The organism is Ruminococcus sp. NATIVEDY160, assembly GCF_045819885.1.
Lineage (GTDB): Bacteria > Bacillota > Clostridia > Oscillospirales > Acutalibacteraceae > Ruminococcoides.
The window spans coordinates 615,059-639,524 of record NZ_CP162391.1 but is presented as its reverse complement, the minus strand read 5'-3'; the positions used below and the strand labels follow the sequence as shown (position 1 = coordinate 639,524).

24 protein-coding genes, 1 tRNA gene and 1 pseudogene are annotated in these 24,466 nt (G+C 48.2%); 5 read left to right on the top strand and 21 right to left on the bottom strand.

Features of this window, described 5'->3' with window-relative positions:
• Position 1 precedes the first annotated feature (1 nt).
• From AB1I49_RS03050 to rlmD, 6 genes are all read right to left on the bottom strand, one after another.
• Positions 2-721 carry a hypothetical protein gene (locus tag AB1I49_RS03050; protein ID WP_316611828.1) on the bottom strand — a complete coding sequence of 240 codons (720 nt, stop codon included), beginning with the start codon at positions 719-721 and terminating at the stop codon, positions 2-4.
• 74 nt (positions 722-795) lie between these two features.
• A complete protein-coding gene (locus AB1I49_RS03045) occupies positions 796-1,497 on the bottom strand; it encodes a hypothetical protein (protein WP_407721352.1) in 702 nt (233 codons plus the stop codon).
• Positions 1,494-2,414, bottom strand: a complete 921-nt coding sequence (locus AB1I49_RS03040; RefSeq protein WP_407721351.1) for a YihY/virulence factor BrkB family protein — start codon at positions 2,412-2,414, stop codon at positions 1,494-1,496. The genes AB1I49_RS03045 and AB1I49_RS03040 overlap by 4 nt, the downstream gene beginning before the upstream one ends.
• Positions 2,377-3,150 (bottom strand): SDR family NAD(P)-dependent oxidoreductase, encoded by a 774-nt coding sequence (locus tag AB1I49_RS03035; RefSeq protein ID WP_316610180.1) that lies wholly within the window; start codon positions 3,148-3,150, stop codon positions 2,377-2,379. The genes AB1I49_RS03040 and AB1I49_RS03035 overlap by 38 nt, the downstream gene beginning before the upstream one ends.
• Positions 3,151-3,152: 2 nt before the next feature.
• Positions 3,153-3,782 (bottom strand): class I SAM-dependent methyltransferase, encoded by a 630-nt coding sequence (locus AB1I49_RS03030; protein WP_316610182.1) that lies wholly within the window; start codon positions 3,780-3,782, stop codon positions 3,153-3,155.
• Between the two features lie 150 nt (positions 3,783-3,932).
• The gene (gene rlmD, locus AB1I49_RS03025) at positions 3,933-5,294 is read right to left on the bottom strand and encodes a 23S rRNA (uracil(1939)-C(5))-methyltransferase RlmD (RefSeq protein ID WP_407721350.1); all 1,362 of its coding nucleotides are present in this window, start codon (positions 5,292-5,294) and stop codon (positions 3,933-3,935) included.
• A gap of 151 nt (positions 5,295-5,445) precedes the next feature.
• Between rlmD and murC the strand changes: the two genes are divergently transcribed.
• Positions 5,446-6,831 carry a UDP-N-acetylmuramate--L-alanine ligase gene (gene murC, locus AB1I49_RS03020; RefSeq protein ID WP_405317732.1) on the top strand — a complete coding sequence of 462 codons (1,386 nt, stop codon included), beginning with the start codon at positions 5,446-5,448 and terminating at the stop codon, positions 6,829-6,831.
• A 95-nt stretch (positions 6,832-6,926) separates the two neighbouring features.
• On the opposite strand, the gene AB1I49_RS03015 is transcribed toward murC, so the two are convergent.
• The gene (locus AB1I49_RS03015) at positions 6,927-8,606 is read right to left on the bottom strand and encodes a S1C family serine protease (protein WP_407721349.1); all 1,680 of its coding nucleotides are present in this window, start codon (positions 8,604-8,606) and stop codon (positions 6,927-6,929) included.
• A gap of 189 nt (positions 8,607-8,795) precedes the next feature.
• On the opposite strand from AB1I49_RS03015, the gene tsaA reads away from it, so the two are divergent.
• Positions 8,796-9,473, top strand: a complete 678-nt coding sequence (tsaA, locus tag AB1I49_RS03010) for a tRNA (N6-threonylcarbamoyladenosine(37)-N6)-methyltransferase TrmO (RefSeq protein ID WP_407721348.1) — start codon at positions 8,796-8,798, stop codon at positions 9,471-9,473.
• Between the two features lie 45 nt (positions 9,474-9,518).
• On the opposite strand, the gene AB1I49_RS03005 is transcribed toward tsaA, so the two are convergent.
• The 5 genes and pseudogenes from AB1I49_RS03005 to AB1I49_RS02985 all read right to left on the bottom strand — a co-directional run.
• Positions 9,519-10,520, bottom strand: a complete 1,002-nt coding sequence (locus tag AB1I49_RS03005) for a radical SAM/SPASM domain-containing protein (protein WP_407721347.1) — start codon at positions 10,518-10,520, stop codon at positions 9,519-9,521.
• A gap of 103 nt (positions 10,521-10,623) precedes the next feature.
• Positions 10,624-11,160 carry an ECF transporter S component gene (locus AB1I49_RS03000; RefSeq protein ID WP_316611106.1) on the bottom strand — a complete coding sequence of 179 codons (537 nt, stop codon included), beginning with the start codon at positions 11,158-11,160 and terminating at the stop codon, positions 10,624-10,626.
• A gap of 100 nt (positions 11,161-11,260) precedes the next feature.
• Positions 11,261-11,716: a hypothetical protein gene (locus AB1I49_RS02995; RefSeq protein WP_407721346.1), complete on the bottom strand. Its 456-nt coding sequence runs from the start codon at positions 11,714-11,716 to the stop codon at positions 11,261-11,263.
• A 198-nt stretch (positions 11,717-11,914) separates the two neighbouring features.
• Positions 11,915-12,544 carry a hypothetical protein gene (locus AB1I49_RS02990; protein ID WP_407721345.1) on the bottom strand — a complete coding sequence of 210 codons (630 nt, stop codon included), beginning with the start codon at positions 12,542-12,544 and terminating at the stop codon, positions 11,915-11,917.
• Positions 12,545-12,938: 394 nt separating this feature from the next.
• Positions 12,939-13,112 (bottom strand): annotated as a pseudogene (locus tag AB1I49_RS02985) (DNA polymerase IV); the annotation flags it as partial.
• Positions 13,113-13,279: 167 nt separating this feature from the next.
• Between AB1I49_RS02985 and AB1I49_RS02980 the strand changes: the two are divergent.
• On the top strand, positions 13,280-13,654 hold the full coding sequence (locus tag AB1I49_RS02980; RefSeq protein WP_407721344.1) for a helix-turn-helix domain-containing protein: 375 nt from the start codon (positions 13,280-13,282) through the stop codon (positions 13,652-13,654).
• A gap of 190 nt (positions 13,655-13,844) precedes the next feature.
• Complete coding sequence (locus AB1I49_RS02975; RefSeq protein ID WP_407721343.1) at positions 13,845-14,150, top strand: ImmA/IrrE family metallo-endopeptidase; 306 nt, start codon at positions 13,845-13,847, stop codon at positions 14,148-14,150.
• On the opposite strand, the gene AB1I49_RS02970 is transcribed toward AB1I49_RS02975, so the two are convergent.
• The gene (locus AB1I49_RS02970) at positions 14,071-14,616 is read right to left on the bottom strand and encodes a transposase (RefSeq protein WP_407721342.1); all 546 of its coding nucleotides are present in this window, start codon (positions 14,614-14,616) and stop codon (positions 14,071-14,073) included. The genes AB1I49_RS02975 and AB1I49_RS02970 overlap by 80 nt on opposite strands.
• Between AB1I49_RS02970 and AB1I49_RS02965 the strand changes: the two genes are divergently transcribed.
• Positions 14,520-15,923: an IS5 family transposase gene (locus tag AB1I49_RS02965; protein ID WP_407721341.1), complete on the top strand. Its 1,404-nt coding sequence runs from the start codon at positions 14,520-14,522 to the stop codon at positions 15,921-15,923. The two genes, AB1I49_RS02970 and AB1I49_RS02965, sit on opposite strands and share 97 nt — an antisense overlap.
• On the opposite strand, the gene AB1I49_RS02960 is transcribed toward AB1I49_RS02965, so the two are convergent.
• The 8 genes from AB1I49_RS02960 to AB1I49_RS02925 form a co-directional block, all read right to left on the bottom strand.
• Positions 15,913-16,491, bottom strand: a complete 579-nt coding sequence (locus AB1I49_RS02960) for a YitT family protein (protein WP_201428952.1) — start codon at positions 16,489-16,491, stop codon at positions 15,913-15,915. The genes AB1I49_RS02965 and AB1I49_RS02960 overlap by 11 nt on opposite strands.
• Positions 16,492-16,528: 37 nt before the next feature.
• Entirely contained in the window at positions 16,529-17,761 is a 1,233-nt protein-coding gene (locus AB1I49_RS02955) for a carboxynorspermidine decarboxylase (protein ID WP_407721340.1), read from the bottom strand.
• 14 nt (positions 17,762-17,775) lie between these two features.
• Complete coding sequence (locus AB1I49_RS02950) at positions 17,776-19,035, bottom strand: saccharopine dehydrogenase family protein (protein WP_407721339.1); 1,260 nt, start codon at positions 19,033-19,035, stop codon at positions 17,776-17,778.
• Positions 19,036-19,063: 28 nt separating this feature from the next.
• Positions 19,064-19,921 (bottom strand): agmatinase, encoded by an 858-nt coding sequence (speB, locus tag AB1I49_RS02945; protein ID WP_201428951.1) that lies wholly within the window; start codon positions 19,919-19,921, stop codon positions 19,064-19,066.
• Positions 19,915-20,775: a polyamine aminopropyltransferase gene (gene speE, locus AB1I49_RS02940; RefSeq protein ID WP_201428950.1), complete on the bottom strand. Its 861-nt coding sequence runs from the start codon at positions 20,773-20,775 to the stop codon at positions 19,915-19,917. Before speE ends, speB begins: the two co-directional genes overlap by 7 nt.
• Before the next feature lie 11 nt (positions 20,776-20,786).
• Positions 20,787-22,244 carry an aminotransferase class I/II-fold pyridoxal phosphate-dependent enzyme gene (locus tag AB1I49_RS02935; protein WP_092970597.1) on the bottom strand — a complete coding sequence of 486 codons (1,458 nt, stop codon included), beginning with the start codon at positions 22,242-22,244 and terminating at the stop codon, positions 20,787-20,789.
• Between the two features lie 969 nt (positions 22,245-23,213).
• Positions 23,214-23,290 (bottom strand) — tRNA-Pro (locus AB1I49_RS02930).
• 119 nt (positions 23,291-23,409) lie between these two features.
• Positions 23,410-24,459, bottom strand: coding sequence for an LPXTG cell wall anchor domain-containing protein (locus tag AB1I49_RS02925; RefSeq protein ID WP_407721337.1), 1,050 nt, complete (start codon positions 24,457-24,459; stop codon positions 23,410-23,412).
• Positions 24,460-24,466: the final 7 nt, after the last annotated feature.

Sequence of the window (24,466 nt, the reverse complement as noted above, 5' to 3'; positions counted from 1 at the left end):
ATTACGCGTCCCGAAGCAGCGCCGTAGCGTCCCTGATATCCTGATTTTTGTCGCCGTCAATATCCGTCGCGAATTTGATATACTCGTTCTCGTCAGCGTCGGGATATACAAGCTCTCCCGCCAAAAAGCGCTGGATATACGACGCGTCCTCGAAGTCCGATCTGCCGTCCATATTCAAATCCTTCATGCTCGGCGGAACCTCTCCGCCCGCGAAAACGAAGTCCACCCTGTCGTCGTTCATAAGACGGCCCGCAAAGGCGCTGTCCGTCTTTATAAACAACAGACCGACGCTGTCGAGGCTCTCCGTGACAGGCACTTTTTCGTTCTTAAGCGCCGCTTTGAGAGAAGTGAGCCGTTCGTTTTTCACTCCCATGCGCTCGAGAAAAGCGTTGAGCTTACGCACAAGACCGAGGGCGTAGCCGTTGTCGGTCAGAGTGCGCTCGAGATCCACTCCGTTTGTAAAATAAAACGTACCGGCAAGCGCGAGCAGGTAAGGATTTGACAAGTCCTGACCGCAGTAAACGGCGGTTTTGCTGTAGTCCGTCAGACCGCTGCGGGCGCTGAGCTTTGAATAGCCGTTTATGATCGAATAGCCGAGCTGCATGCGGCTGTCGCTTTTCAGGTCGTCCATGCCGAACGCGCTGACGGTCGGGGAATTGCCCAAAAACGCCGCGAACGCAATCAGGAGCACCATAAAATATGATATGATTCTTTTGTACACAAAAACACCTCCGTTACGGAATTAGTGTTCCGCAAACGGAGGCAAATATTTTTATTAAATATTTCAAAATTCTGTCAGCCGATGATCTCCCTGCGCGCTGTATGAGCCGCCGAAATGTCCATGTTGCAGGTGAGAATATAAAACATTGCTTTGCCGATAAGCAAATCGAAATTGATCAGCATTTCCTGAGCTGTCTTTGGCCCCACCATTCGCGCCGTCTGGAAATAGAGCTTTTGGATCACTTCCTTATCGGACGGCACACGGACGGAATTTTCCTCTCCGCGCTCAATAAATATTATCGCGCCCAGAGGATAGGTTTCGTTGAGAGCTATGCCGCTGCCACCGTCAAACGGAGTGCCGCAGGCGAGTATCCTGTCGTCATAAATGCGCAAAACGGGCTTGTCGTCGTTCATGATGTGGACTTCATCTCCGAACGCGTCCAGCCACAGTCGCGTGTGGGTCGACTTGCCGACTCCCGAATCAGCGGAAAAAAGATACGCCTTTCCGCCGCAGATCAGCGCCGAGGAGTGCACCAGCATTGCGCGGTGCCTGATTATCAAACGGTTGAATATACCCGAAACGCCGAAGCTCTCCGCCTGAGAAAAGGTTGTTTCCTTCACCATCTTTTTCAGGAGGGACTCCGCGTCCTCGCGCGTGTATCTGAGTGTAATATCGGTTGCTCTGTCGCCGTCGTAGGAAAAAGGCTCCAGAAACGCCTTGAATTCCTCGGAAAGAGGAGTGTATTCGGTCACAAGGTCAGCTATCAGATATCTCATTTGCTTCTCTTCCTCCCGGGCTTGATCATGTGGTAGATTTTTCGGATATTGTCGTGATAGTACACGTTGATTTCGGCGCCGATCATCAGGCAGACGATGCAGAAATACAGCCAGACCATGATTATCGCCAATCGGGTCAATCCGCCGTAAATCGAAAAGCCGTTGAAATCGTCGACGTAGATCGAGATTCCGAGCGAGAGCACTACCCAAGAGACCGCGCAGAGAAACGCTCCCGGGAGCTGGTAGCGGAAGCAGTACTTCTTCCTGACCTCGCGCGTAACGTTCGGGATATTTCTGTAAATCAGCGCGAACAGCACCACAAGATAAGCGAATATGATAACATAGCGCAGCTTGTAGATTATGCCGACAAAGCTCGGAAGCACCGTGAGGTAATCCTTCATGATGCTGTTGAGCGTTGAGCCGAGAACCACGACGATTATCGTCGCGAGAACTATCAGGAAGAATACGACCGTATAGACCATCGAGCGCAGACGCACAAAAAACCAGTTGCGGTTCTCGTATGTGTCGTGAACGCGGTTGAGTCCGTTCGTTATCGCCTGTATACCCTTTGCCGCAGACCAGAGAGTGACCACGATCGTCACAAGACTGATTCCCGCCGTGTTCTCGTAGACATTGCTCATGAAATCCGACATATAGCTCGACGCGGTTTCGTTGAGGATAATTCCGAAAAACTTGTCGAGGGTCTCCTCGGGAATATGGAAACTCTGAAGAATCGACACGCCGAACATCGCGAGAGGTACGCTCGACAAAAGCAAAAAGAACGCCGTCTGTCCCGCGATGGCAAACACATTGTCGTGGTTGATCTTGTCGACAAACGGCTTGAACGGAGCGTAAAGCCTTAAAACAAAATCTATCAGCTTACGCATTGCCGTTACCGTCTTTTCTTGACTGTACATTGTATGACATTCGGGTGAGAGCCTTCTCGCTCAGGAAGTGCTCAAAGAACTTGACGACCTTCATGCCCGCGCCCGGGATAATCACCATCTTGCCCTTCTGAGCCTTGTCAAAGGCATAGCGCGCCACGTCGCGCGGATTAAGACCGCCGACAGAGAACTTTACGTTCGCGACGTCGTTGAAGCTCGTGTTCACAGGTCCCGGACAAAGCACCGAAACCTTAACCTTGCTGCCCGAACGGCGAAGCTCCTCGTGAATCGCCTCTGTGAGGCGGACAACGTAGTTCTTTGAGGCATAGTAGCTTGAGAATGTCGGCCCCGCGGAAAAGCCCGCCATCGAACCGACGTTGAGAATCAGTCCGCTGCCGCGCTTGAGCATATCGCCGAGAAACAGCTTTGTCAGAATATGAAGCGAGCAGATGTTGGTGTGAAGCAGCTGCAATTCCCTGTCGAGAGGGGTGTCGCTGAATTTGCCGTAAACGCCGAAGCCGGCGTTATTGATCAGTACGTCGATCTCTTCCCCGTCGATGCTGAGGTGCTCGTACAGGTCGAGCGCGTCCTGTTCACGCGAAAGGTCAATTGTAATTACGCGGACGCGGACGTTTGAAAGCTCGTCCCTGAGCTTGTACAGCTCATCTGTGCGCCGCGCACAGATAATCAAATCATAGCCGAGCTCCGCCAGATACCGGGCAAATTCCCTGCCGATGCCTGAGCTTGCGCCTGTGATCAATGCCTTCATTCCTACTCCTTCTCAGCGGTCGCGCACAGCCATGTGGTACCGCTCCTCACATATGTACGGATATTCTGGTAACCCGCGCGGTCGAGCATTTCCTCAATGCCCTCGCGCGTTACCGCCTCGATATTGAGGCGCTTCTCAACAGCCTTCCACTTGTCGGGATTTTCGGGGTCGGCAAGCATCTCAAACACGAGCAGCAGCCTGCCGCCGCACTTCATTGTGCGCGCGATCTCCTTCAGATCTCCGAGCTTGTCGGGCCAGAAATAATATGTTTCGATCGCCGTGACGGCGTCGAATTTTTCATCTTCGAACGGCAGAGATGATACGGAAGCCTGACGGATCACCGCCTTTTTGCAGAGGACGTTTTTACGGTTGAGCTTCTCCGCCTTTTTTACGCACAAATCGGAGTAGTCGATTCCGTAGACCTTTCCGCCGCCTACCATATCACACAGCTTGCTGACGGTTCTTCCGCCGCCGCAGCCTACGTCGAGAACGACGCTCCCGCTTTTTATCGGGAAATGAGTGAGCGCCCAGTCAGTGAGCTCGTGATGACCCTTGTTCATCGAACGGATCATCAGCTTACCCCAGAAACCGTCGGGCTTCACCGCGTTTTCGGTGAGCTTATGATATTTCATATTTTCACTTCTTTCAAAAATATGCCTTAATATTATTATAGCTTTTCGCGTGTCGGCGGTCAAGAGAAATCATGCCGTTTATTCCGACAACAGCCGACTATTTTTGATCTGTTTTTAAGCGCACACAAGGCTTTTGCGCGCATATAATACTCAGGGATTGCGCGTCAGCAAAGCTACGCTCTCAACATGCGCGGTTCGGCTGAACATATCGCAGGGAGTTACTTCTCTTGTGACATATCCGCGCTCCGCGAAATATTTCAGATCCCTCGCGAGCGTAGCGGGATCGCAGGAAACATAAACCACACGCTCGGGCTGCATCTTCGCGACGGTCTCAACAAGCTCCTCGCCGCAGCCCTTCCGCGGCGGGTCGAGAATCACAACATCCGGCGATACGCCCTCCTGTCTGAGCTGCTCTGCCGCTGCCGGAGCGTCGGCACAGATAAAACGCGCGTTCTTCACACCGTTGCGTTCGGCGTTGAGCTCCGCGTCGCGCACAGCGTCGGGAATGATCTCAACACCGATCAACGACGCGCAGCCGTCAGCCATCGTCAGTCCGATAGTTCCCGTGCCGCAGTAAAGGTCGAGCAGGTTTTCGCTTCCGCTGAGGTTCGCGTACTCCCGAGCCTTTGAGTAGAGCTTCTCCGCCTGAGCGCGGTTGACCTGCCAGAACGAGAACGGCGATATGCGGAAGCGCTTGCCGCACAGCTCGTCCTCAATAGTACCCTCACCGTAAGCGACACGGTTTTTGCTGCCCAGAATTACATTTGTTTTTTCTCTGTTAGAATTAAAAATAACGGTTTTCAGATTTGGCAGAGCTTCGCGGAGGTTCTTGAGCAGTATATCCTCGTGCTTCAGTCCGTTGCCGTTGACAACATAGCATACCATCAGCTCGTCGCTGATCTCGGCGTAGCGTATATACAGGTGCCGCAGCCTGCCCTTGCCCGTCGTTTCGTCATAAATCGGAACGTCGTATTTCTGAGCGAACTCACGCGTGATTTTTATTACCTCGGCAAACTGCTCAGGCTGCAGCGCGCAGTCGCCGCAGTCGACAATACGGTGGCTGTGAAATGAGTAAAAGCCGATTTGAACATTGCCGTCGCGGTCTTTGCCCACAGGAAGCTGCGCCTTGTTGCGGTAGCGGTCAGTGCGGTCACAGGCGATTATCGGCTTGATTTCGGTCTGTATTCCGCCTATGCGCTCAACCGCGTCGCGAACCTTCCGCTCCTTGATACGGCATTCCTCGGCGTAGGTGATATGCCGCCAGACGCAGCCGCCGCATTTTGAAAAGTTCGGGCAGTCGGGCTCTATTCTCGCGGGCGACGGAGTTATGATCTCCTCGAGCTTTCCGAAGGCATAGGTCTTTTTTACCTTAAGGATCCTCACGGTCAGCTCGTCGCCGATCGCGGACATAGGCACAAATACCGCCAAGCCGTCCTCGGTTCGTCCGACTCCGCTGCCCTCGGCGGTGGCGGAGGTTATTTTGAGCTGTATCAAATCGTTCTTTTTCAACATAGACGGTTTTCCTTTATCAATAGTATACTATATTCTAACATTGCGCGGCGCTTTTGGCAACCGATTTGATGAAATTTGCATTTGGGACTTTATTTTTCGCGTTTTTCGCCTTATAATAAGAGTAGATTAATTTGATATGGGAGTGTTTGGAATGAATTATGATGAGCTTTTGAATCATATAAAAAGAATCCATTTTATCGGAATCGGCGGCAGCGGAATGTGCCCTCTCGCCGAGATCCTCAGGAGCGAGGGCTTTGAGCTTTCGGGCTCCGATATGAACGAGGGCGAGACCCTCGACCGCATCAAGAGCTACGGTATTCCCGTTTACATGGGTCACGCCGCGGAGAATATCAAGGGCGCAGAGCTCGTTGTTTACTCCGCCGCTATCAAGGAAACCAACCCCGAGAGAAAGGCTGCCGCAGAACAGGGTATTCCCTGCATCGAGCGCAGCGTTATGCTCGGCGTAGTTACAAGACGTTACAAGAGAAGCATCGCCGTTTCGGGTACGCACGGCAAGACCACAACCACCGCGATGCTCTCGCAGATACTTATCGGCAGCGGCTTTGACCCGTCCGCTATCATCGGCGGCAAGCTGCCCTTCATCGGCGGCAACAGCTACGTAGGTCAGAGCGACATCATCGTCTGTGAGGCTTGCGAGTACGTTGACACCTTCCTCGAACTTAATCCCTTCATCTCGATTATCCTCAACATCGACGCCGACCACCTCGACTACTTCAAGAACCTCGACAACATCAAGAAGTCCTTTAAGAAGTTCGCTGAGCTGACCACTGGTCTGCTCGTTATCAACGGCGACGACGAGAACACCCTCGACGCCGTCAGGGACGTAAAGCTCGATAAGATCACCTTCGGCTTCGGCGAGAACTGCGACTACCGCGCGGTCAACCTCAGCGCCGACAAGGGTGTTCACGAGCAGTACGACCTGCTTTACAAGGGCGAGAAGCTCACGAACGTGAAACTGATTGTCCCCGGCAAGCACAACGTCTACAACTCTCTCGCGGCAGCGGCGACGGCTCACTACCTCGGCGCTACAGCGAACGAGATCTCCGAGAACCTTCACAAGTTCGGCGGAGTTCACCGCCGCTTTGAAATCCTCGGCACTCCCGACGGAATCACCGTCGCCGACGACTTCGCGCATCACCCCACGGAGCTCACAGCCACCCTCAACGCGGCTATGAACATGGGCTTCCGCAAGGTCTGGGCGGTTTTCCAGCCCCACACCTTCTCGCGTACCGCGATGCTCCTCGACGACTTTGCCGAGGCTCTGAAGATCCCCGACGTCGCGGTAATCTCCGAGATCCTGCCCGTCAGAGAGACAAATACCTACAACATCTACTCGCGTGACCTCGGCGCTAAGGTTCCGAACTCCGTATGCCTCGACACCTTTGAGGAAATTACGGACTACGTCTGCAAGAACGCTCAGGAAGGCGACCTTATCCTCACCATGGGCGGCGGCAACGTATATATGTGCGCCAACATGATTTACAAGCAGCTGCAGTTCATGGCTGAAAACAAATAACCCTTCAAATGTCAAACCGCACCGCCGAAAGCTCGGCGGTGCGGTTTTGTTAAAGGAGAATTTATCATAAAAATGTCGATAGCATTTGTGATTAGTTACCAACCGAAAATCCTCTCCCAGAGGTCGTCGGTTGAACGGCGCTGTGTGGAGTCGTCGGAATTGGAATTGCCGCTTCCGCCGGCGTTGTCATTGAGCTTCGCCGAGGGCTTATACTCTGCGAGAGTCAGTGAAATATCCTGAGTCTGACCGTTGCGCTTTACGGTCAGCTTGACAGTGTCGCCTACCTTGTTGTTCTCAAGGGCCTTGCTGATGTCGCTTGAGGTCGAAACTGTCGTTCCGTTGACCGCGGTAATCATATCGCCGCGCTTGAAGCCCGCGCTCTCAGCGTTGGAGCCTGTGCCTACAGAGAGAACATAGCAGCCGAGCTCGTTGACGCCGTAATAGAACGCCGTGTCGTTGGAATTGATATCTACAAACTCCATTCCCAGATCGATCTTGCCCGTTACATAGCCGTAGTTCTGCAGATCCTTGATAACGTCGATGACGTTGTTCACGGGAATCGCGAAGGCGATACCCTCTACCTCGGTCGCGCTGTCCTTGGCGTTTACGATGCCGATAAGCTCGCCGTTTGCGTTGAAGAGGCCGCCGCCTGAGTTACCGGGGCTGATCTGCGCATTGGTCTGGAGCAGTGTCATGTTCTTGTCCTCAATCGTTACCTCACGGGCAAGAGCGGAGATGATACCGTCTGTTACGGTGCCTCCGAGGGTGCCGAGAGGATTGCCGATCGCTACAACATAGTCGCCGACTGCGATCGAGGAGCTGTCGCCGAAGGTCGCGGGTGAAAGACCCTCAGCATCTATCTTAAGAAGCGCGATATCATTGTCCGCGTCGCTGCCGATCAGGGTAGCGTCGTAGGTTGTGGTGCCGTCACGGAGTGTAACGGTGATGGTATTCGCGTTTTCGATTACGTGGTGGTTCGTGACAATGTAGCCGTCAGATGAGATGATCACGCCCGAGCCTGCGCCCTTTGTTACATACTGGCGTGCAAAGCTGCCTGTCACAGTACCCTCTGTCGCGATTTCAACAACGCTGTCGGCTGTCTTTTTAACGATGTCCGAGGTCGTGGTCGCCGAAACCGAGGAGGTATTTGTAACGCTGCCCGAGCTAACCTGATTGATGGTCACATTGCCCGAGGTGGTCGTGTTCAGGTTCTTCGCGAGATATCCGCCGCCAAAGCCGAGAGCCGCTGAAGCGAGAATCGTGAGTGAAAGCATTCCCGCGATAAATCCGCGTGAAACGGGCTTCTTCTCTTTCTTTTTCTTCTGCTTGGGCTGAGTAGCTGCGTGCTGCTGAGGCTGCTGCGAGGTGTAGCGCGGAGCGGAATAACCGCTGTAGGCGTTCTGCTGATATCCGCGGTTGTACTGGGTCTGAGCCTGGTGCTGCGGCTGCTGATAGCCGTAGCCCTGATGCGTGCTGTAGGCGTTCTCGTAATTGTTGGGATTATGAGAAGCCGCGCTGTTGTTGCCGTTGATATATGAATGACGGTACTCGCTGCCCGTCGCGTTCCACTCGTAGGAGCTTTCGGGAACCGACTTGGTTTCCTCTGAGCTGCTGCTGATTTCTTCATACTCCTGAGCTTCGGGAGCCGATGCACTCTCAGCCTCAACAGGCTCCTGAGCGTCTGCGCTTTCCTTTGCAGAGAAGCTGTCATCGGAATCGCTTTCGGGAATCCGGGTATCGTTTATTTCATTATAATCGTCGAAATAGTCTTTCATTGTTTTTTCCTCCTGACTATATTAGCAGCTTTCGCTGTCGTCATCTTTATCGTGACTATATAATAAAACCCAAAAGTGAAAACTATATGAAATCAGCTTGAAAAAATACTGTGTTTTTTGAAATAAACTCTTTCACTTTTCATTATTCTGTTGTATGATTAAAATAACCGACAAGAACGGAGAATGAGCATGAAACCTATCGCGCATATATACAACGACTTCCCCACAAAATTCGGGCTGCCGCGTCAGAGCGGAATGTCAGAGAACCTGATCTCGCGCATAATAATGGAAAAGGAATACCGAAACCCCGATGCCTTCCGCGGAATAGAGGAATTTGAATACCTCTGGATCATCTGGCTGTTTGAGCCTATGGGCAAGCGCGAATGGTCGCCGACAGTCCGCCCGCCGAAGCTTGGCGGCAACAAGCGAATGGGAGTTTTCGCGACGCGCTCACCGAACCGCCCGAATCCCATCGGACTGACGAGAGTGCGGCTTATCTCGCTGGAGCAGACCGCCGCGGACGGCCCCGTGCTGACCGTAGCGGGCGCTGACCTTATGAGCGGCACGGAGATCCTCGATATCAAGCCATACCTGCCGTTCGCCGACAGCGTGTCCGACGCGGCGACAGGCGAATACGGCCCCGATAAGCAAGAGCCGCTGAATGTTGAGATACCCGAAAGCGTCGCTTCGCTCTTTACCTCAAAGCAGCTATCGGCTCTCAGAGAAGCTCTCTCCTACGACCCGCGCCCGGGTTATCAGACGGATGAAAGCCGCGGCTACGGCTTTGCTTACGGCGGATACGATATTCGTTTCAGGGTCAGCGGTCAGACCGCAACCGTGACCGATGCGATCAAAACAAACGATTAATATTCCGATAAAGAAATAAGCATACGCTCCGCACCGGGCGTATGCTCATTTTTTGTTTTTCAGGAATACACAGTCGGGGTCGTGAATGTCGTACCTGCCAAATCTCGCATAGGATATACACTTCGCGCCGCCCGTGCACTGTGAGGCATATTCGCAGCCGCCGCATTCTTCGGGAATTCCGACGCTTCTAAGGCGAATCAGCTCAGGGTCGTTTTCATAAATATCAATCAGCGTTTTCTCGCGCACGTTGCCCGATACAATCGGCAGGCGGCGGCACGCCATAACCGAGCCGTCAGCCAGAACCGTCAGCAGCCTGTCGCCCGCGGTACAGCGGTAGATATCCTTCTGCCTGCACGGAATGAACTGCAAGGCGCGCGCGCATGAAACCATGCCCTTCGCGTTGAGCCTCGCGGCACGTCGGCTGAGCTTTATAAATTCATCGGTCGTCAGGGAAAGGTGCGAAATGTCCTCTGCCCCGGGAATAACTACACGGTCGTACCAGAGCTTATTCACCCCGATATCGCGGCAAAATCTCGCAAGACGCGGCAGCTCGCCGAGGTTTTCGCGCTGTGCGGTAAAGGATACCGTCGTAAATACACCTGCACTGCGCAGGGCGCGAATTCCGCTGACCGCCCTGCGGAAGCTGCCTTCTCCGCGAATGCTGTCGTGCACCTTTTCGGTGCCGTCAAGACTTACCTGTACATAATAAACGCCGCAGGATTTCAGCAGCCGCGCCTCTCTCCTGCCAATCAATGTGCCGTTAGTCAGGACTGCGGTTTTGATATTTCTCTTCGCCGCTTCCTCGAGAATTCCAAACAGCGCGGGGTGTGTCAGCGGCTCGCCGCCCGTTATATTAAGATAGCCCTTGAAACGGTACTTTCTCAGCAGCTCATCATATTGGTCAAGGATATTCCCGAGCGCGTCCGCAGACTCATATGCGGTATAATCGTCCTGGTAGCAGTGCGAGCAGCGCAGGTTGCAGCGGTGTGTGATGTGCCACTGAAGGGTAAAATATCCGTCGTAGCTGACGGTTTCGACGCTGTTCATTTTGTTCACCCCTTCCTGTTTATATTATATAATCCGCATGGTGTTTTTGCAATACCCGCTTAAAACGAAAAACCGCCGCCGGCTGATACCGACAGCGGATTTATTAGATTGCATACGCGGGAATAATTCTGTTTACCGCTTTTCTGAGCGGAACGATAACTGCGAGTACGATAACAGCTGCGCAGCCGACCTGAACCAGATTTCCCGGAATCGAGCCGAACGGAACGATGAGGTTCTGATAAATAACCGCCTCGGCAATGTAGTAGCCGATAATTTTTATCACCGCAGCCGCAGCAATCGCGACTATGTACCAGCCGAACTTAGGCTTGCGCTCGGCGATCAAGCCTACGACATAGCCCATCAGACCGACAGTTACGAGCGTAAACGGCGCCCATACCGTCCAGCCCGAGAGCAGGTCAAACAGCGCCATGCCTACACCGCCCGCGATCGCGCCGACGCGCCGTCCGAAAAGTATCGCACCGATAAATAGCGGTACATTTCCGAGGTGAATCAATCCTCCGTTTGCCGCAATCGGCAATCTGATATTGATAAACGCCGTGAACACATATACAAGCGCGGTCATCAGAGCCGTGATTGTAATAAAATAGATTGACGTGTTTTTGCTTTTCTTTTGGGTCATAATGCTTCAATCCCTTCTTTGGAATAACTGCATTTTACCCGAAAACTGTGCATATTTAAATAGACAATTTCTTCAAAAAACAAAGAGTACAGATTATTTATCACGCAGGAATAAACGGAAGCTCATATTCATCGGTTGGAAGCTCGGGAATGTCCTCGGCAGACTTTGACTCCTGCTTTGACGACTCCGTATCGGATTTTTTAGACGGGCTGCTCTGAGAGGAATCACCTGATTTCTCTTCTCTCTTCTCTGCACTCTGCTGATTTGAGCCGCCGCCCTCATTTGAATCATCTGAATCCGCCTGATTTGCATTGCCGGAGCCTTCGTTGCCCGACGCCGCGCTGCTTTCCTTTTTTTCGGAAGCCGAGCTGCTGTTATCTGACTTGGATTCAGCGGACTTTGAAGCGTCCTTGGAGCTTGACTTCGTAGTTGTCTGGGTTGCAGACTGTGTGGTTGACTGAGTAGCAGAGCTTTCCTTGCTCTCTTCTCCGCAGGCTGTGAGCATCATGGCTCCCGCAGCGAGCATAACAATAAAAATCAGCATTTTACTTCTCATATCAATATCCTCCGATCAATAAACAGGTTATCTTAACAAAAAAATTTTGACGTATTTGTCTTGGTAATGCTATTATATCTAACTCTGATTATCGTGTCAAGAATTATTAAATTATTGGCATTTACAATGTTCCGCTGCAAAAAGCAAATCCGAACCACTTTCCCGAAAGGAAAAGGTTCGGATTATGTTCGTTAATTATTACTGCTGCAAATCCAGGAAGCTTCTCCATGTGGGCTTCCAGTCGCTGTCGGTATATTCCATCTCCGTCGTCTGCACGGTCTCGGTGTAGACAACGATGTCGAAGTCGTCGATATTGTCGACGTTTGAGTCGCCCTCGGAGGCGGCGAAATTCGTCTGCACGCCCTCCATCAGCGGAGGTGTGGTCTGACCCGCCGCGAGCTTCTTTGTGTAGTAAAAATATCCGCCGAGCAGTGCGCCGTCGGTCGCGTCGCTTTCAGATACATACGCCCAATCTATCGGCAGATCGTTTATAAATTCACTCCAGCTTTTGGACGTCTGAGTTCCGTTCTTCGTGTATACGATCTTCGCCTTGTCCCTGACGTAGGAATCGGAGAAGTCGAGGTACACGCGGACAAACTCCTCGGAGGTCCCGGTATTCTGCACGCTCACGACCTTCTCAAACGTGTCGGTCATGTGCATCTCGGGCGGCTCGGTGAACGCCTCGGTTACCTCTGCCTTATCCTCGCCGATCGTGAACTCGTTGGACTTTTGAACGGTGTTTTGCAGATACGCATAAACGGTGACTGCCGTCGCCGCCGCAAAAACCAGAGCCGCGGCAACAATGATGATTAATGTTCTCTTTTTCATTGCAGACCGCCTTTCATATGCCCGCCTTGTTCCTGACGATGGAATAGATTTCATTCAAATCCGCCGCAGAATAGTGCGCCTTTGTGAAGTCCACGTTCGTACCCCTGAGATAATTCCCCTGAATGCCGTAGCCCTTAACGCCGATCGTTACTCCGTCTTTTTTCTCGCCGTCGATGAAGCTCTTTAGCTGAACCTTGTCAAACAGGGTGACGGTCTCGTCTGCGGGAAGCATTTTCTTGTTGTAGCCGAACACATAGAGGTCGTAGTCGCTGCCTGTGGTATCGCTTGTGAGCAGCACCCAGCCGTCAGCGCCTTCACCGGTATCTGAGCCGGAATGGTAGGTAAAATCGATATCCCTGCCGCTGACTGTCGGAACCTGCAAAACGGTATTTGGGTCTCCTGTCTGAACGGCATATGCTTTGGCAGGATAATTCTTCGCCAATACGATACCGTGCCGCTCCTCTACACTGCCGCAGACGGCTACAGGCTTTCCTTTGAGAGACGGGTTCAGCATACATTCGACCGAGGCGTAAAAGTTATTCATATCGCTGTGCAGTATGTTTCTCATATCCCACCTCTATAAAGAAATATTTTTCTTGACATATTAAAACATATGTGCAATTATTAGCTTGTAACAGGAAGATGATTTCCTTTTGACAGTATTGTAACAGAAATACTTTTCTTTGTCAATAGGGAGTTTGAGAAAATATTTTCTACTTTATTTGAGGTGAAATTATGAGCAGTTACGGCGAACGATTATTAAAAGCGCGCAAAAAGAAAGAGCTTACCCGTGTAGAACTGGGAAAGCTCTGCGGAATCACCGGAAGAACTATTCAGAATTATGAGCTGGGGCATGTTACGCCTAACCGCATAGACGTTTCTCAACGGCTTGCCGATGTTTTGGATATATCGGTCGACTATCTGATTTACGGCGAAAAAGAGGAAACAGAACTCACGGAAGAGGATAAGAAGGAAATCCTCGCTCACGCTTCTGCTTTATTTGCAGGCGGAAAATTATCTGACGAAGAGCAGCTTGCCTTCATTTATGAGCTTCAGACGCTCTACATGAAAGCAAGGCAAATTATAAAAGACCGCGAAGACGAGCAATAAACCTCGCCGGATTGTAAATGAAAAAAAGCATTCAAAAGACATAAAAACAGAGGAATGTCAGAGCAGTGTCCTTTTTATGACACATCTGTTTTTGTATAATGATGATAGGCGAGTAGCTTTTTTCGTCATTTTTTGAATCTCGAAATCCATTTTTTGAACAATTATTTGCAATCAAGAGGTAAAGAACAAAATGAAAAAGAACTATATTTACGCATGTGTTGAGGAACTCATCGAGAAGTATAACACTTCCGATCCGTTCGAACTGATGGATGCGCTTGATATCCACTGCGAGTCCAGCAATCTGGAGCATTTGAAGGGGTATTGTGTCATCATTCACGGCATCAAGTTTATCGCGATCAATGAGAATCTGCGCCCTGCAGAGCGCAAAATCGTCGCGGCGCATGAGCTGGGTCATATTATTCTTCATTCAGACAAATTAAAGGCTGCTGCGCATGAGGATATGAATATTTACAACATTGCGGATAAGACGGAGTAATCTTGTTGTTGAAACCTTCAAGCTTACCGGTGCTGATGGGATAGATAGCGTGAGCGGCCAGACCGGGAAGTCGTTTTTCCTTTTGTTCCGCAAACTTGACCAATGCAGGTATTTCACTTTCCTTAGCGGCTACAAACCAATCAGTCCAACTTTTAACAGCCTCATCATAATCTTTCAAAGTATACAGTCGGCATATCTCCTCTTTCATGGCATAGCAAACCGCAAGGTCATGGTGATCTTGTAGTATAATGTAAACTGAATAACCCAAAACCTCCGATAAATACTGACAAAACAGCGAAAATGTGGTATAATAAATGCAAGGAAAAGAGCGGAAAAGCCGCAAAAAGCTTGCATTTGGAGATGAATGGGATGTATAAATTCGACAACGGACAGATAAGTTTAGAGGATTTCGGGCAGCCGGTTGGCATGAATCTGAAAAATAGTAACCGCTGGGTGAAGCGTGCACAGACGATTCCGTGGATAGAAATTGAGAAGAAATACGCAAAGCTGTTCTCAAATAAGAAAGGTAATGTTGCGAAATCTCTTCGCCTCGGTCTCGGCGCGAGAATTATTCAGGCGGAGTACGGCTACTCCGACGCCGAAATCCCGCTTCAGATTCAGGAGAATCCATATCTTCAGTACTTCTGCGGCTACAAAGCCTTTGACGACAGCAAGCCGCCGTTCGATTCGTCCATGATGGTATATTTCCGCAAGCGCTTGACTCCTGAAATCATCGGAGAAATCAACGAAATGATTATCGCGGCAGAGCAGGCGAAGATTGAGAAAGAAACCAAAGAAGAATCTGACGATTCCGATGATGATGACAAGAACAGCGGAACAATGATAGTTGACGCCACCTGCGCACCGTCACAGATTTCCTACCCTCAGGACGTATCCTTGCTCAACAAAGCGCGTGAGTGCAGTGAGAAAATCATCGACGAACTGCATGTGAAGGGTGAGCAAAAGCCGCGTACTTATCGCAAAAAGGCGCATAAGGACTACACGTCATACTCCCGCAGCCGCAAGCCTAAAGCAAAACAAACACGCAAAGCAATCGGCAAGCAGCTTGGCTATCTCAAAAGAAACATAGGCAGTATTGAAAAAATGCTTTCTTCGGGAAAGGAAATCCCGATAAAATTCAAAGAAAAGTTTTCCACAATCCAAACAATTTACAATCAGCAAAAAGAGATGTATGACAATCATACTCACAGCGTTAAAGACAGAGTTGTCAATCTGAGCCAACCGTGGCTTCGCCCGATAGTAAGAGGAAAAGCCAAAGCTAAGGTTGAGTTCGGTGTAAAGCTCGACATCAGTGTCTGTGGCGGATGGACGCGATTGGAACGCCATAGTTTTGACGCGTACAACGAATCAACCGGTTTGCAGGATATGATTGAGCGATACAAAGAGCGCACAGGGCATTATCCCGAACGCATTCTTGCGGATAAAATCTATCGAAACCGAGATAATTTGAGTTTCTGTAAGCAGCATAACATCAGACTTTCGGGAGCGGCTCTCGGCAGACCGAAAAAGGACACTGAGATTGACAAAAAACAGAATTACATCGACGAATGCGAGCGTGTCGAGGTTGAGCGCAAATTCAGCCTCGCCAAACGCAAATGCGGTATGGGTATGATCGTGACAAGATTGAAGGAAACAACTTGCCACAGCATCGCTATGTCCGTCCTGCTCCTCAACCTGAGAAAGATTGAGAAGCTGAGGGCGGAGATGTTATCGTTGCTTTTCCGAAGTTTGAAAGTTGCATTTATTCAGTAGACATTAGTATAGATTGCAAGTGTTCGGTTTTACTTCCGGAGAGTTTATCTCCATTGGTGAGTAATGACCAGCGCAGCTTCTTCAGTTGGCTGTATTCCTGCTTTTCAGCATTAGCGGTTTGTTTTAGAGATTTCAAAGTTTCCTTGTCGGTATCATCCGGGATATCGGCAAGGATTTCTTTTGCTTTGGTTTTGTGTTTTCGAGCCTCGTCCAGACGAACGACGCCGAGAACATTGGTAACATTTCTTAATGGAGCAAATATCTGTAAAAATGTGGAAAATACTGTCATGCCGAACGCTGACTTGACAATAAACAGCTTTCCCAACTGACGAGAACCGACAGCCAAAAACGGAATATTAAAGACAATCGTCAAAATGCCAAGTGGTATATGAGCAAGACTGTTAATCATAATACCGATACCTACAACTCCGCCGTCAAGAATCGTACACGGCACCAAGAATTCTTCTATAGCAAAAGCGGCAATAACAGCTCCAAAAGCAATGCCTATACAATCCAGTATCAGGGCAACTCGTTTACTGCCCACTATACGGTAAAAAATATTTATCATGATATCTCTCCATTTATTGTCAGAAAATGATATATTCTCATCGAGCCGACGATGAATATTTTTTGCTGCCCAATCTCATTTTGAAGTCATAATAATCAAAATCCGTAATCTGACGGCACATTCTGTTTTCATTCAGTCGGAAAATGTTCGGCAAGGGCATACCGTTGAATGTGTTGTTCTTACAAGTAGAGTAAATTGCCATATCTCCGAACAGCAACATATCACCGATATGCAAATCTTTACCAAAATAATAGTCGCCGATAACATCACCCGCAAGACAGGTAGGACAGGTAAGACGGTAACAATGTGCCGATTTTTCTGCCATAGCACCATACAACGGCGGTGTATAGGGCATTTCGATAACGTCAGGCATATGACAGCTGGCACTGACATCAAGTATGGAATTGCAGATATCTCCGCTTTGCACAATATCCAGTACTCTTGTCGCAAGATATCCCGCATTCAGAGCAACTGCCTCACCCGGTTCAAGATAAACCTGCACATTCCATTTTTTCTGTACATCGGTAATACACCGTTCCAGTAAAGAAATAGCATAATCCCATCGGGTAATGTGATGTCCTCCGCCCATATTGAGCCACTTCATTTTGGGCAGAATATCCCCGAACCTGTTTTCTACAGCGGTTACCGTTCTGACTAAATCGTCAGCGTTCTGTTCACATAATGTATGAAAATGCAGACCGTCCAGTAAAGCCACAAGTTCAGAAGTCATTTCTGTATCCCACTGACAGCGTGTTGTTCCCAGACGACTGCCATATGCACAAGGGTCATATATCCCGTGTCCGTCCTGTGTGGAAAATTCAGGATTAATTCTTAACCCGATACTTTTTCCTTTTTCCTTTGCCGAAAAGCCGAACTTTTTCAGCTGATGAGGGGAATTAAAAACAATGTGGTCGGCATATTGCAACAGTTCGTCAAATTCGTCTTCACGGTAAGCTCCGCAAAAAACATGGACTTCTTTATCAGGCATTTCTTCATAACCCAGTCTTGCTTCAAAAAGACCGCTTGCTTCTGTTCCCGACAGATATTCCGCCAATAAAGGATAAAAATTATAATTGGAAAAGGCTTTCTGTGCCAGCAATATTTTACAGCCCGTGTTTTCTGCTACCTTACAGAGAATTTCACCGTTTTTCCGCAACTGTACCTCGTCAATAATATAACACGGGGTCTTTAAAGCGGAAAATAAAGTTATAGGGTCTTCTCCGTCCAGTGCCGAAAACACCTTACGGCTATCTGCTAAATATTCAGACAATACTTTCTCCTCCGTCAGTCAACTATTTCGGGACTGTGATTTTCTCTGTAAGGCAGACCGTACTGACAAAGTGCTTCCAGAAACGGGTCGGGGTCAAATTCTTCCACAGTATGCACACCTGTCATATTCCATTTTCCGCTGAGCAACATCAAAGCACCGCACATGGCTGGAACACCTGTGGTATAACTTATTGCCTGACTGCCGACTTCCTGATAACATTCCTGATGGTCACAGACATTATAAATGGAATAAATCTTTTTCCTGCCGTCTTTCTTTCCTGTGAAAATACAGCCGATATTGGTTTTGCCGTGAGTTCTTTCACCCAGTGTTGCGGGGTCGGGCAATAAGGCTTTCAGAAATTTTATGGGAACGATTTCCTTACCCTCAAAAAGCACAGGTGTTGTGGATAACATACCCACATTTTCCAGACATTTCATATGGGTAAGATAACTCTGTCCGAAAGTCATAAAGAAACGGATTCTCTGTACATCGGGAATGTTCTCGGCAAGGGATTCAATTTCTTCATGATGTAAAAGGTACATATCCTTTTTGCCTACACTGTCAAAATCATATTCCCGTCTGATACTCATTGGCGGAATTTCTACCCAGTGTCCGTTTTCCCAGTAACTTCCGGGGGCGGAAACTTCACGCAGATTGACTTCGGGATTGAAGTTTGTCGCAAACGGATAACCATGGTCACCGCCGTTACAGTCTAAAATATCAATGGTATCAATGGTATCAAATTCATGTTTCAAGGCATAGGCACAATATGCCTGTGTTACACCGGGGTCGAAACCGCAGCCCAGTAAAGCGGTAAGTCCTGCTTTCTCAAATTTTTCACGATAATTCCACTGCCAGCTGTAATCAAAATAAGCGGAAAATCCTTTTTCCTGACAACGCTTTTCGTAAACGGCACGCCATTCGGGGGCGTCTGTATCTTCGGGTTCATAATTGGCGGTATCCATATAGTTGACTTTGCAGGCAAGACAAGCGTCCATAATGGTAAGATCCTGATAGGGTAAAGCGATATTCATTACCAAATCGGGCTTATAGTCATTGATAAGATGGATAACCTGCTGAACGTCATCGGCATCAACCTGTGCAGTGGTAATTCTGGTTTTTGTTTTTTTGGAAAGTTTTTCGGCAAGACTGTCGCATTTTGCCTTGGTTCGGCTGGCAATACACAGTTCCTGAAATACTTCACTCGCCTGACAACACTTCTGTATTGCAACAGACGCTACTCCCCCACAACCTATTACTAAAACTCTGCTCATATTAACATAATCTCCTTTATTCTGAATATCAGTGACTGACAGCCAACAGCAATTCCCGCAGAACTTTACAGGCAACTGCTGTTGATACACCGCTACTGTCTAACATAGGGGCTAACTCATTGATATCTGCTCCCACAATGTTGGTTCTGCTGACTTTGATTAACGCTGTCAGCAACTGACTGAACGGTACACCGCCTGCTTCGGGTGTACCTGTTCCCGAAAAAACTGACGGGTCTAAACAGTCCAAATCAATCGTAAAATAGACGGGTATCTGTGACTGTTGCAAATATTCCACCACTTCGTCAAGACCGTCAAAAGAAAACAAATGAATATCTGTATGTTTTTCGGCAAAGACAAATTCCGCTTTTTCTCCGCTTCTTATACAGAACTGATGAATTCTGTTATCGCCCAACAAATCATGACAGCGTCGCATGACACAGGCATGACTTAATTCTGCTCCTAAATAATCGTTGCGTAAATCAGCGTGTGCATCAAAATGGATAATGTGCAAATCAGGATATTTTCGGTATACTGCTCTCACACTACCCAGTGTTACCAAATGTTCTCCGCCTATCATAACAGGCAGTTTGTTATCTTTTAGAATCTCTGACGCACGGTCTTCAATATCCTGCAAAGCCAGTTCCGCTTTTCCGAAACATAATTCCAAATCACCGCTGTCAAATATACGGCAGTCTGTCAAATCCTTGTTCTGATAAGGACTGAATGTTTCCAGTCCGAAACTTTCGTGCCGTATTGCCGAACAACCAAACCTTGCTCCCGGACGAAAACTGGTTGTCGAATCAAACGGCGTTCCGAAAAGAACAATATCGGCATTTTCATAATCACTGTCACAGCCGATAAAACTTTCAATATTGGGTTTCAGCATGACTGTTCCACCTCCTCCAACATTCTCTCTAAAAATGCGGGCAGATAAAAAGACCCGATATGCAGTTTTGTGGTATAATACTGGGTTGTCAGATGAAGTGCCAGCCATTTTTCCACATTCAAATCGTCAATAGGGTGATACTTTTTGCTGGCAAACCCGAAAAGCCAGTATCCTGCCGCATAGGTGGGAATATGTGCCTGATAGACCCTGCTGACAGGAAATGTGCTGGCAATTCTTTTATGACTTCTTTTCATTGCTTCTGCATCGTGTTTATAAAACGGACTTCCCTGCTGATTTACCATAATACCGTCACTTTTCAGAGCATTGTAACAGATACCATAAAATTCTCTGGTAAAAAAGCCTTCTGAGGGGCCGAAAGGGTCGGGAGAGTCCACAATAATCAAATCATATTCTTCCTTACAACGGCGGATAAACCGCAGGGCATTGTCAAAATAAATATTGACACGGCTGTCGTTGAGCTGACTGGAATTTTCAGGCAGATATTTTCGGCAAGCGTCAAGAACCAATGGATCCATTTCCACAAGGTCTATGCGTTCTACCGTTTTATACCGTGTCAGCTGTCCCACAACACCGCCATCGCCCACACCGATAATCAGAATATCTCTGATATTCGGGTGAACCGACATAGGAACATGAGTAATCATTTCGTCATAGATAAACTCATCACGTTCTGTCAGCATAACATTGCCGTCCAGAGCAAGAACACGTCCGAACTCAAAGGTTTCAAAAATATCAATCTGCTGATAGTCACTTGTTTCCGAATAAAGATGTCGTTTTACTTTGATACTGTGCTTGACATCGGGAGCATGAAACTCACTGAACCATAATTCCATAAAAACACTCCTTACACCAAAACATTCAGATTTAAGATATCAGGGTCTTCAGGTCCTGTCATGGAACAGCCCTTTAATTTGGCATATTCAATATAGTCAAGAATTTCGGGCGTAATGCGTTCTCCCGGGGCTAAAATCGGAATACCGGGAGGATAGCACATGACAAATTCACTGCATATACAACCAACACTTTCTCTGAGAGGAACACTGTGCTTTTTGGCATAAAAGGCTTCCTGCGGACTGGTTACCACTTCGGGGTCGATATATTCCTGACTGAGCAGACCACTGCTGTCTTTCTGATATCTGCGTCTTATCTCTGCCAATGCACTTACCAGTCTTTCCAGTTCCTGTCTGCGGTCGCCTATGGAAAGATATGCCAGTATATTGCCGATATCACCGAATTCTATCTGAATATCGTATTCATCACGCAGAATGTCATAGACTTCAATGCCTGCCAGACCGATATCTCTGGTATGAACACTCAGTTTTGTCGGGTCAAAGTCAAAAACGGAATTACCGTTGATGAGTTCTTTTCCGAAAGCGTAATAGCCTCCTATGGCATTGATTTCCTCACGGGCATATTCCGCCATATTTACTACTTTGGCAAAGACTTTCCTGCCACGCAGTACTAAATTACGTCTGCTGATATCCAGACTGGACATCAGTAAATAACTTCCTGATGTTGTCTGTGTCAGGTTGATAATCTGACGGACGTGTCCTGCATTGACATTCTTTCCCATCAGCAAAAGACTGGACTGTGTAAGACTTCCTCCGCTTTTGTGCATGGAAACAGAAGCCATATCTGCTCCCGCTTTCATCGCAGATATCGGCATATTTTCACCAAAATAGAAATGTGTTCCGTGTGCTTCATCAGCAAGACAATACATACCTGCCTTGTGTGCCATGGCAACAATCGCTTTCATATCACTGCATATTCCGTAATAGGTGGGATTGTTGACTAAAACCGCAACCGCATCGGGATTTTCTTCAATCGCTTTGGCTACCTGTTCCCTTTTCATACCAAGAGATATTCCTAACTTTGTATCCACTTCGGGATTGACATAAACAGGAATTGCACCGCAAAGCACCAACGCATTAATCACACTGCGGTGAACATTCCGTGGCAGTATGATTTTATCGCCACGCTTACAGACCGATAACACCATACTCTGTACGGAACTGGTTGTTCCGCCTACCATCAGAAAAGCATGATAAGCACCGAATGCGTCCGCACAAAGCAGTTCTGCCTCTTTGATGACAGAAACAGGGTGACAAAGGTTATCCAGCGGTTTCATGCTGTTGACATCAATACTTACACATTGTTTTCCCAGAAATTCAGTCAGTTCAGGATTTCCCCTGCCGTGTTTGTGTCCGGGAACATCGAACGGCACAACACGCATCTTACGAAAATTTTCCAGTGCCTCATAAATAGGGGCATGATTTTGATTAAGTTTTCTTTCTTCTCCCATAATAAACCTCAGCACAAAAAAACGCAAACTGACCCAACAGACAGCTTGCGTAAATGTTTTCGGTGATATTCGTGATTGCCATAAATACCCGAAAAAATTCTTTTTCGGAAAACCGATAACCACACATCATCAGATAAAAGGGTACGCAGAGCCTATATAGCAACAAATACTTTTACTACTCTTATTGACCGTTTCATAAGTCTGTATAACAGGATATTCTGCATTGATTATCCGACAACCGACTTATCAAAACGAAAGTATAAAATCAATAAAGTGGATAAACCCACCAATCGGCAGTGAACCCGGCTGTCCGTATGCCTTAACTCTTTAATGAGTGGTTCGTAAAAATCGCTTTGGAGGGACTCTGAAACTCAAACCCCTTCTCACAATGATTGATTATATAATATATTCCGTATTTTTTCAAGATATTTTTTGAAATTACTGTTTGATTTTTTAAAATTACTGTTTGATTTAGTATTTAAAAAAATTGCCAAAATTTGCTTACGCAAATTTTGTTTTGAATTTTGGGGAGTTAAAGGGTTGCACCCTTTAAAATCCCGCCAAGGGGCTGCCGCCCCTTGACCCCGCCCACTTTTTTGAAAAAAAGTGGACAAAAAACTTTTGTTTTTCACCGCTTAAAGTAAGAAGAATTCAAAATCTCTCGCAACATTATGGACGGAGATAAAATGCCATACGGTGCTACAGGCAATGAAATCATTAACGCCTTAAAGAATTTGGATTTCACGCCTACCGACGAGCAAAAGGAGTTTGCCGAAAAGTACGGCATTAAAGTCAACACGCTTTTATTCACTTTACAGCACCATATGTTTATCAGCGCAAGATATGTTTGCTGTTCTATTAAAGATAACTTAACTTTAATAATGCTCAGTAAATCACTGTTCAAGCCGATTTTAGGTGTTTTGAGTAAAGATGGCAAAAGAAAAAGAGCAGTCCGAAAACTGCTCTATTTGGTCGGGATGACAAGACTTGAACTTGCGACTCCACGCCCCCCAGACGTGTGCGCTACCAAACTGCGCTACATCCCGATGCAACATTAAGATTATATCAAATACAGATGCATTTGTCAAGGGATATTTTAAACTTTTTGAAAAATAAAAGGGAATGGCGGACCATTCCCTTTATTTCAACATAATTCAGTTTTGAATTAGTCCTCTCTTCTCTTTCTTGCGAGGAATACTACGCCTGCAGCAGCAAGCATGATGCCGCCGAAGAGGAAGATAAGAGTGTCGCCCTCACCGGAGGTTACAGAACCTGTACCTGAGGTCTTGGAGGAAGAGGAGCTTGAGGAAGAACCTGAGCTTGAGCTTGAGGAACCGCCGGAGCTTGAGGAACCGCCGGAACCGGAGCCGGAGCTCTCAGAAGCGGAAGAATTGGACTTCTTCCAGTCTACCTGACCTTCTTTGCCTGCTTCCTTGATAGCCTTCTCGATGTCGTCCTGGCTGAGACCCCACTGCTTAGCGATATCGTCAAGAGTCTGCTGAGCATTCTTGCCGTTGTACTTGAGAGCGTTGGAAAGACCGTCGGAACCGTCGGACTTAATGAAGTTTACGAGCATGTCATAGTAGGTTGTGCCTGACCAGAGAGCCTCACCGATGATGTTACCGATAGAGGTAATGCATACGGGCGGAGCATACTTGGAAGCGTCAGCGTTCTTCCACTTTACATAGTAGCTCTTCTTGTTAGAGTCTACGTTGTTCTCAACCTGATCGCCTGTGCAATATGCGGTGTCGCCCATTACGCTGGAATCCCAGATAATGTCGCAGGTCTGAACGCCCCAGTCGCCGGTGAAAATCATACCGTACTGCTTACCGGACTCGATCTCGATGTCCTTAGCGTCGAAGTCGAAAGACCACTTATTGCCGCCTTCGTCTTTCATGTTACCCTTCTTGGAACCCCAAGTGATAAGAGCGTCGCCGCCGTGGGGATAAAGATAAAGGGTAACTGTCTTGAAGTTCTTCCACAGGTCGGGGTTAACTTCAAAGTAAATCTTGTTGCCTGCGCCAACAGTAGAATCATCTCCAGCGGCTACAGCAGAATCGTCTGCAGCAGCAACGGCAGAATCGTCAGCGGCAGCTACAGCGGAATCGTCTGCAGCAGCAACAGCGTTGTCAGCTTCAGCAGCGCTTGCGGCTACGACAGCGGTGCTGCCAACCATAATTGCTGCAAGAAGAATGCTTGCAATTTTCTTGAACATTTTTTGA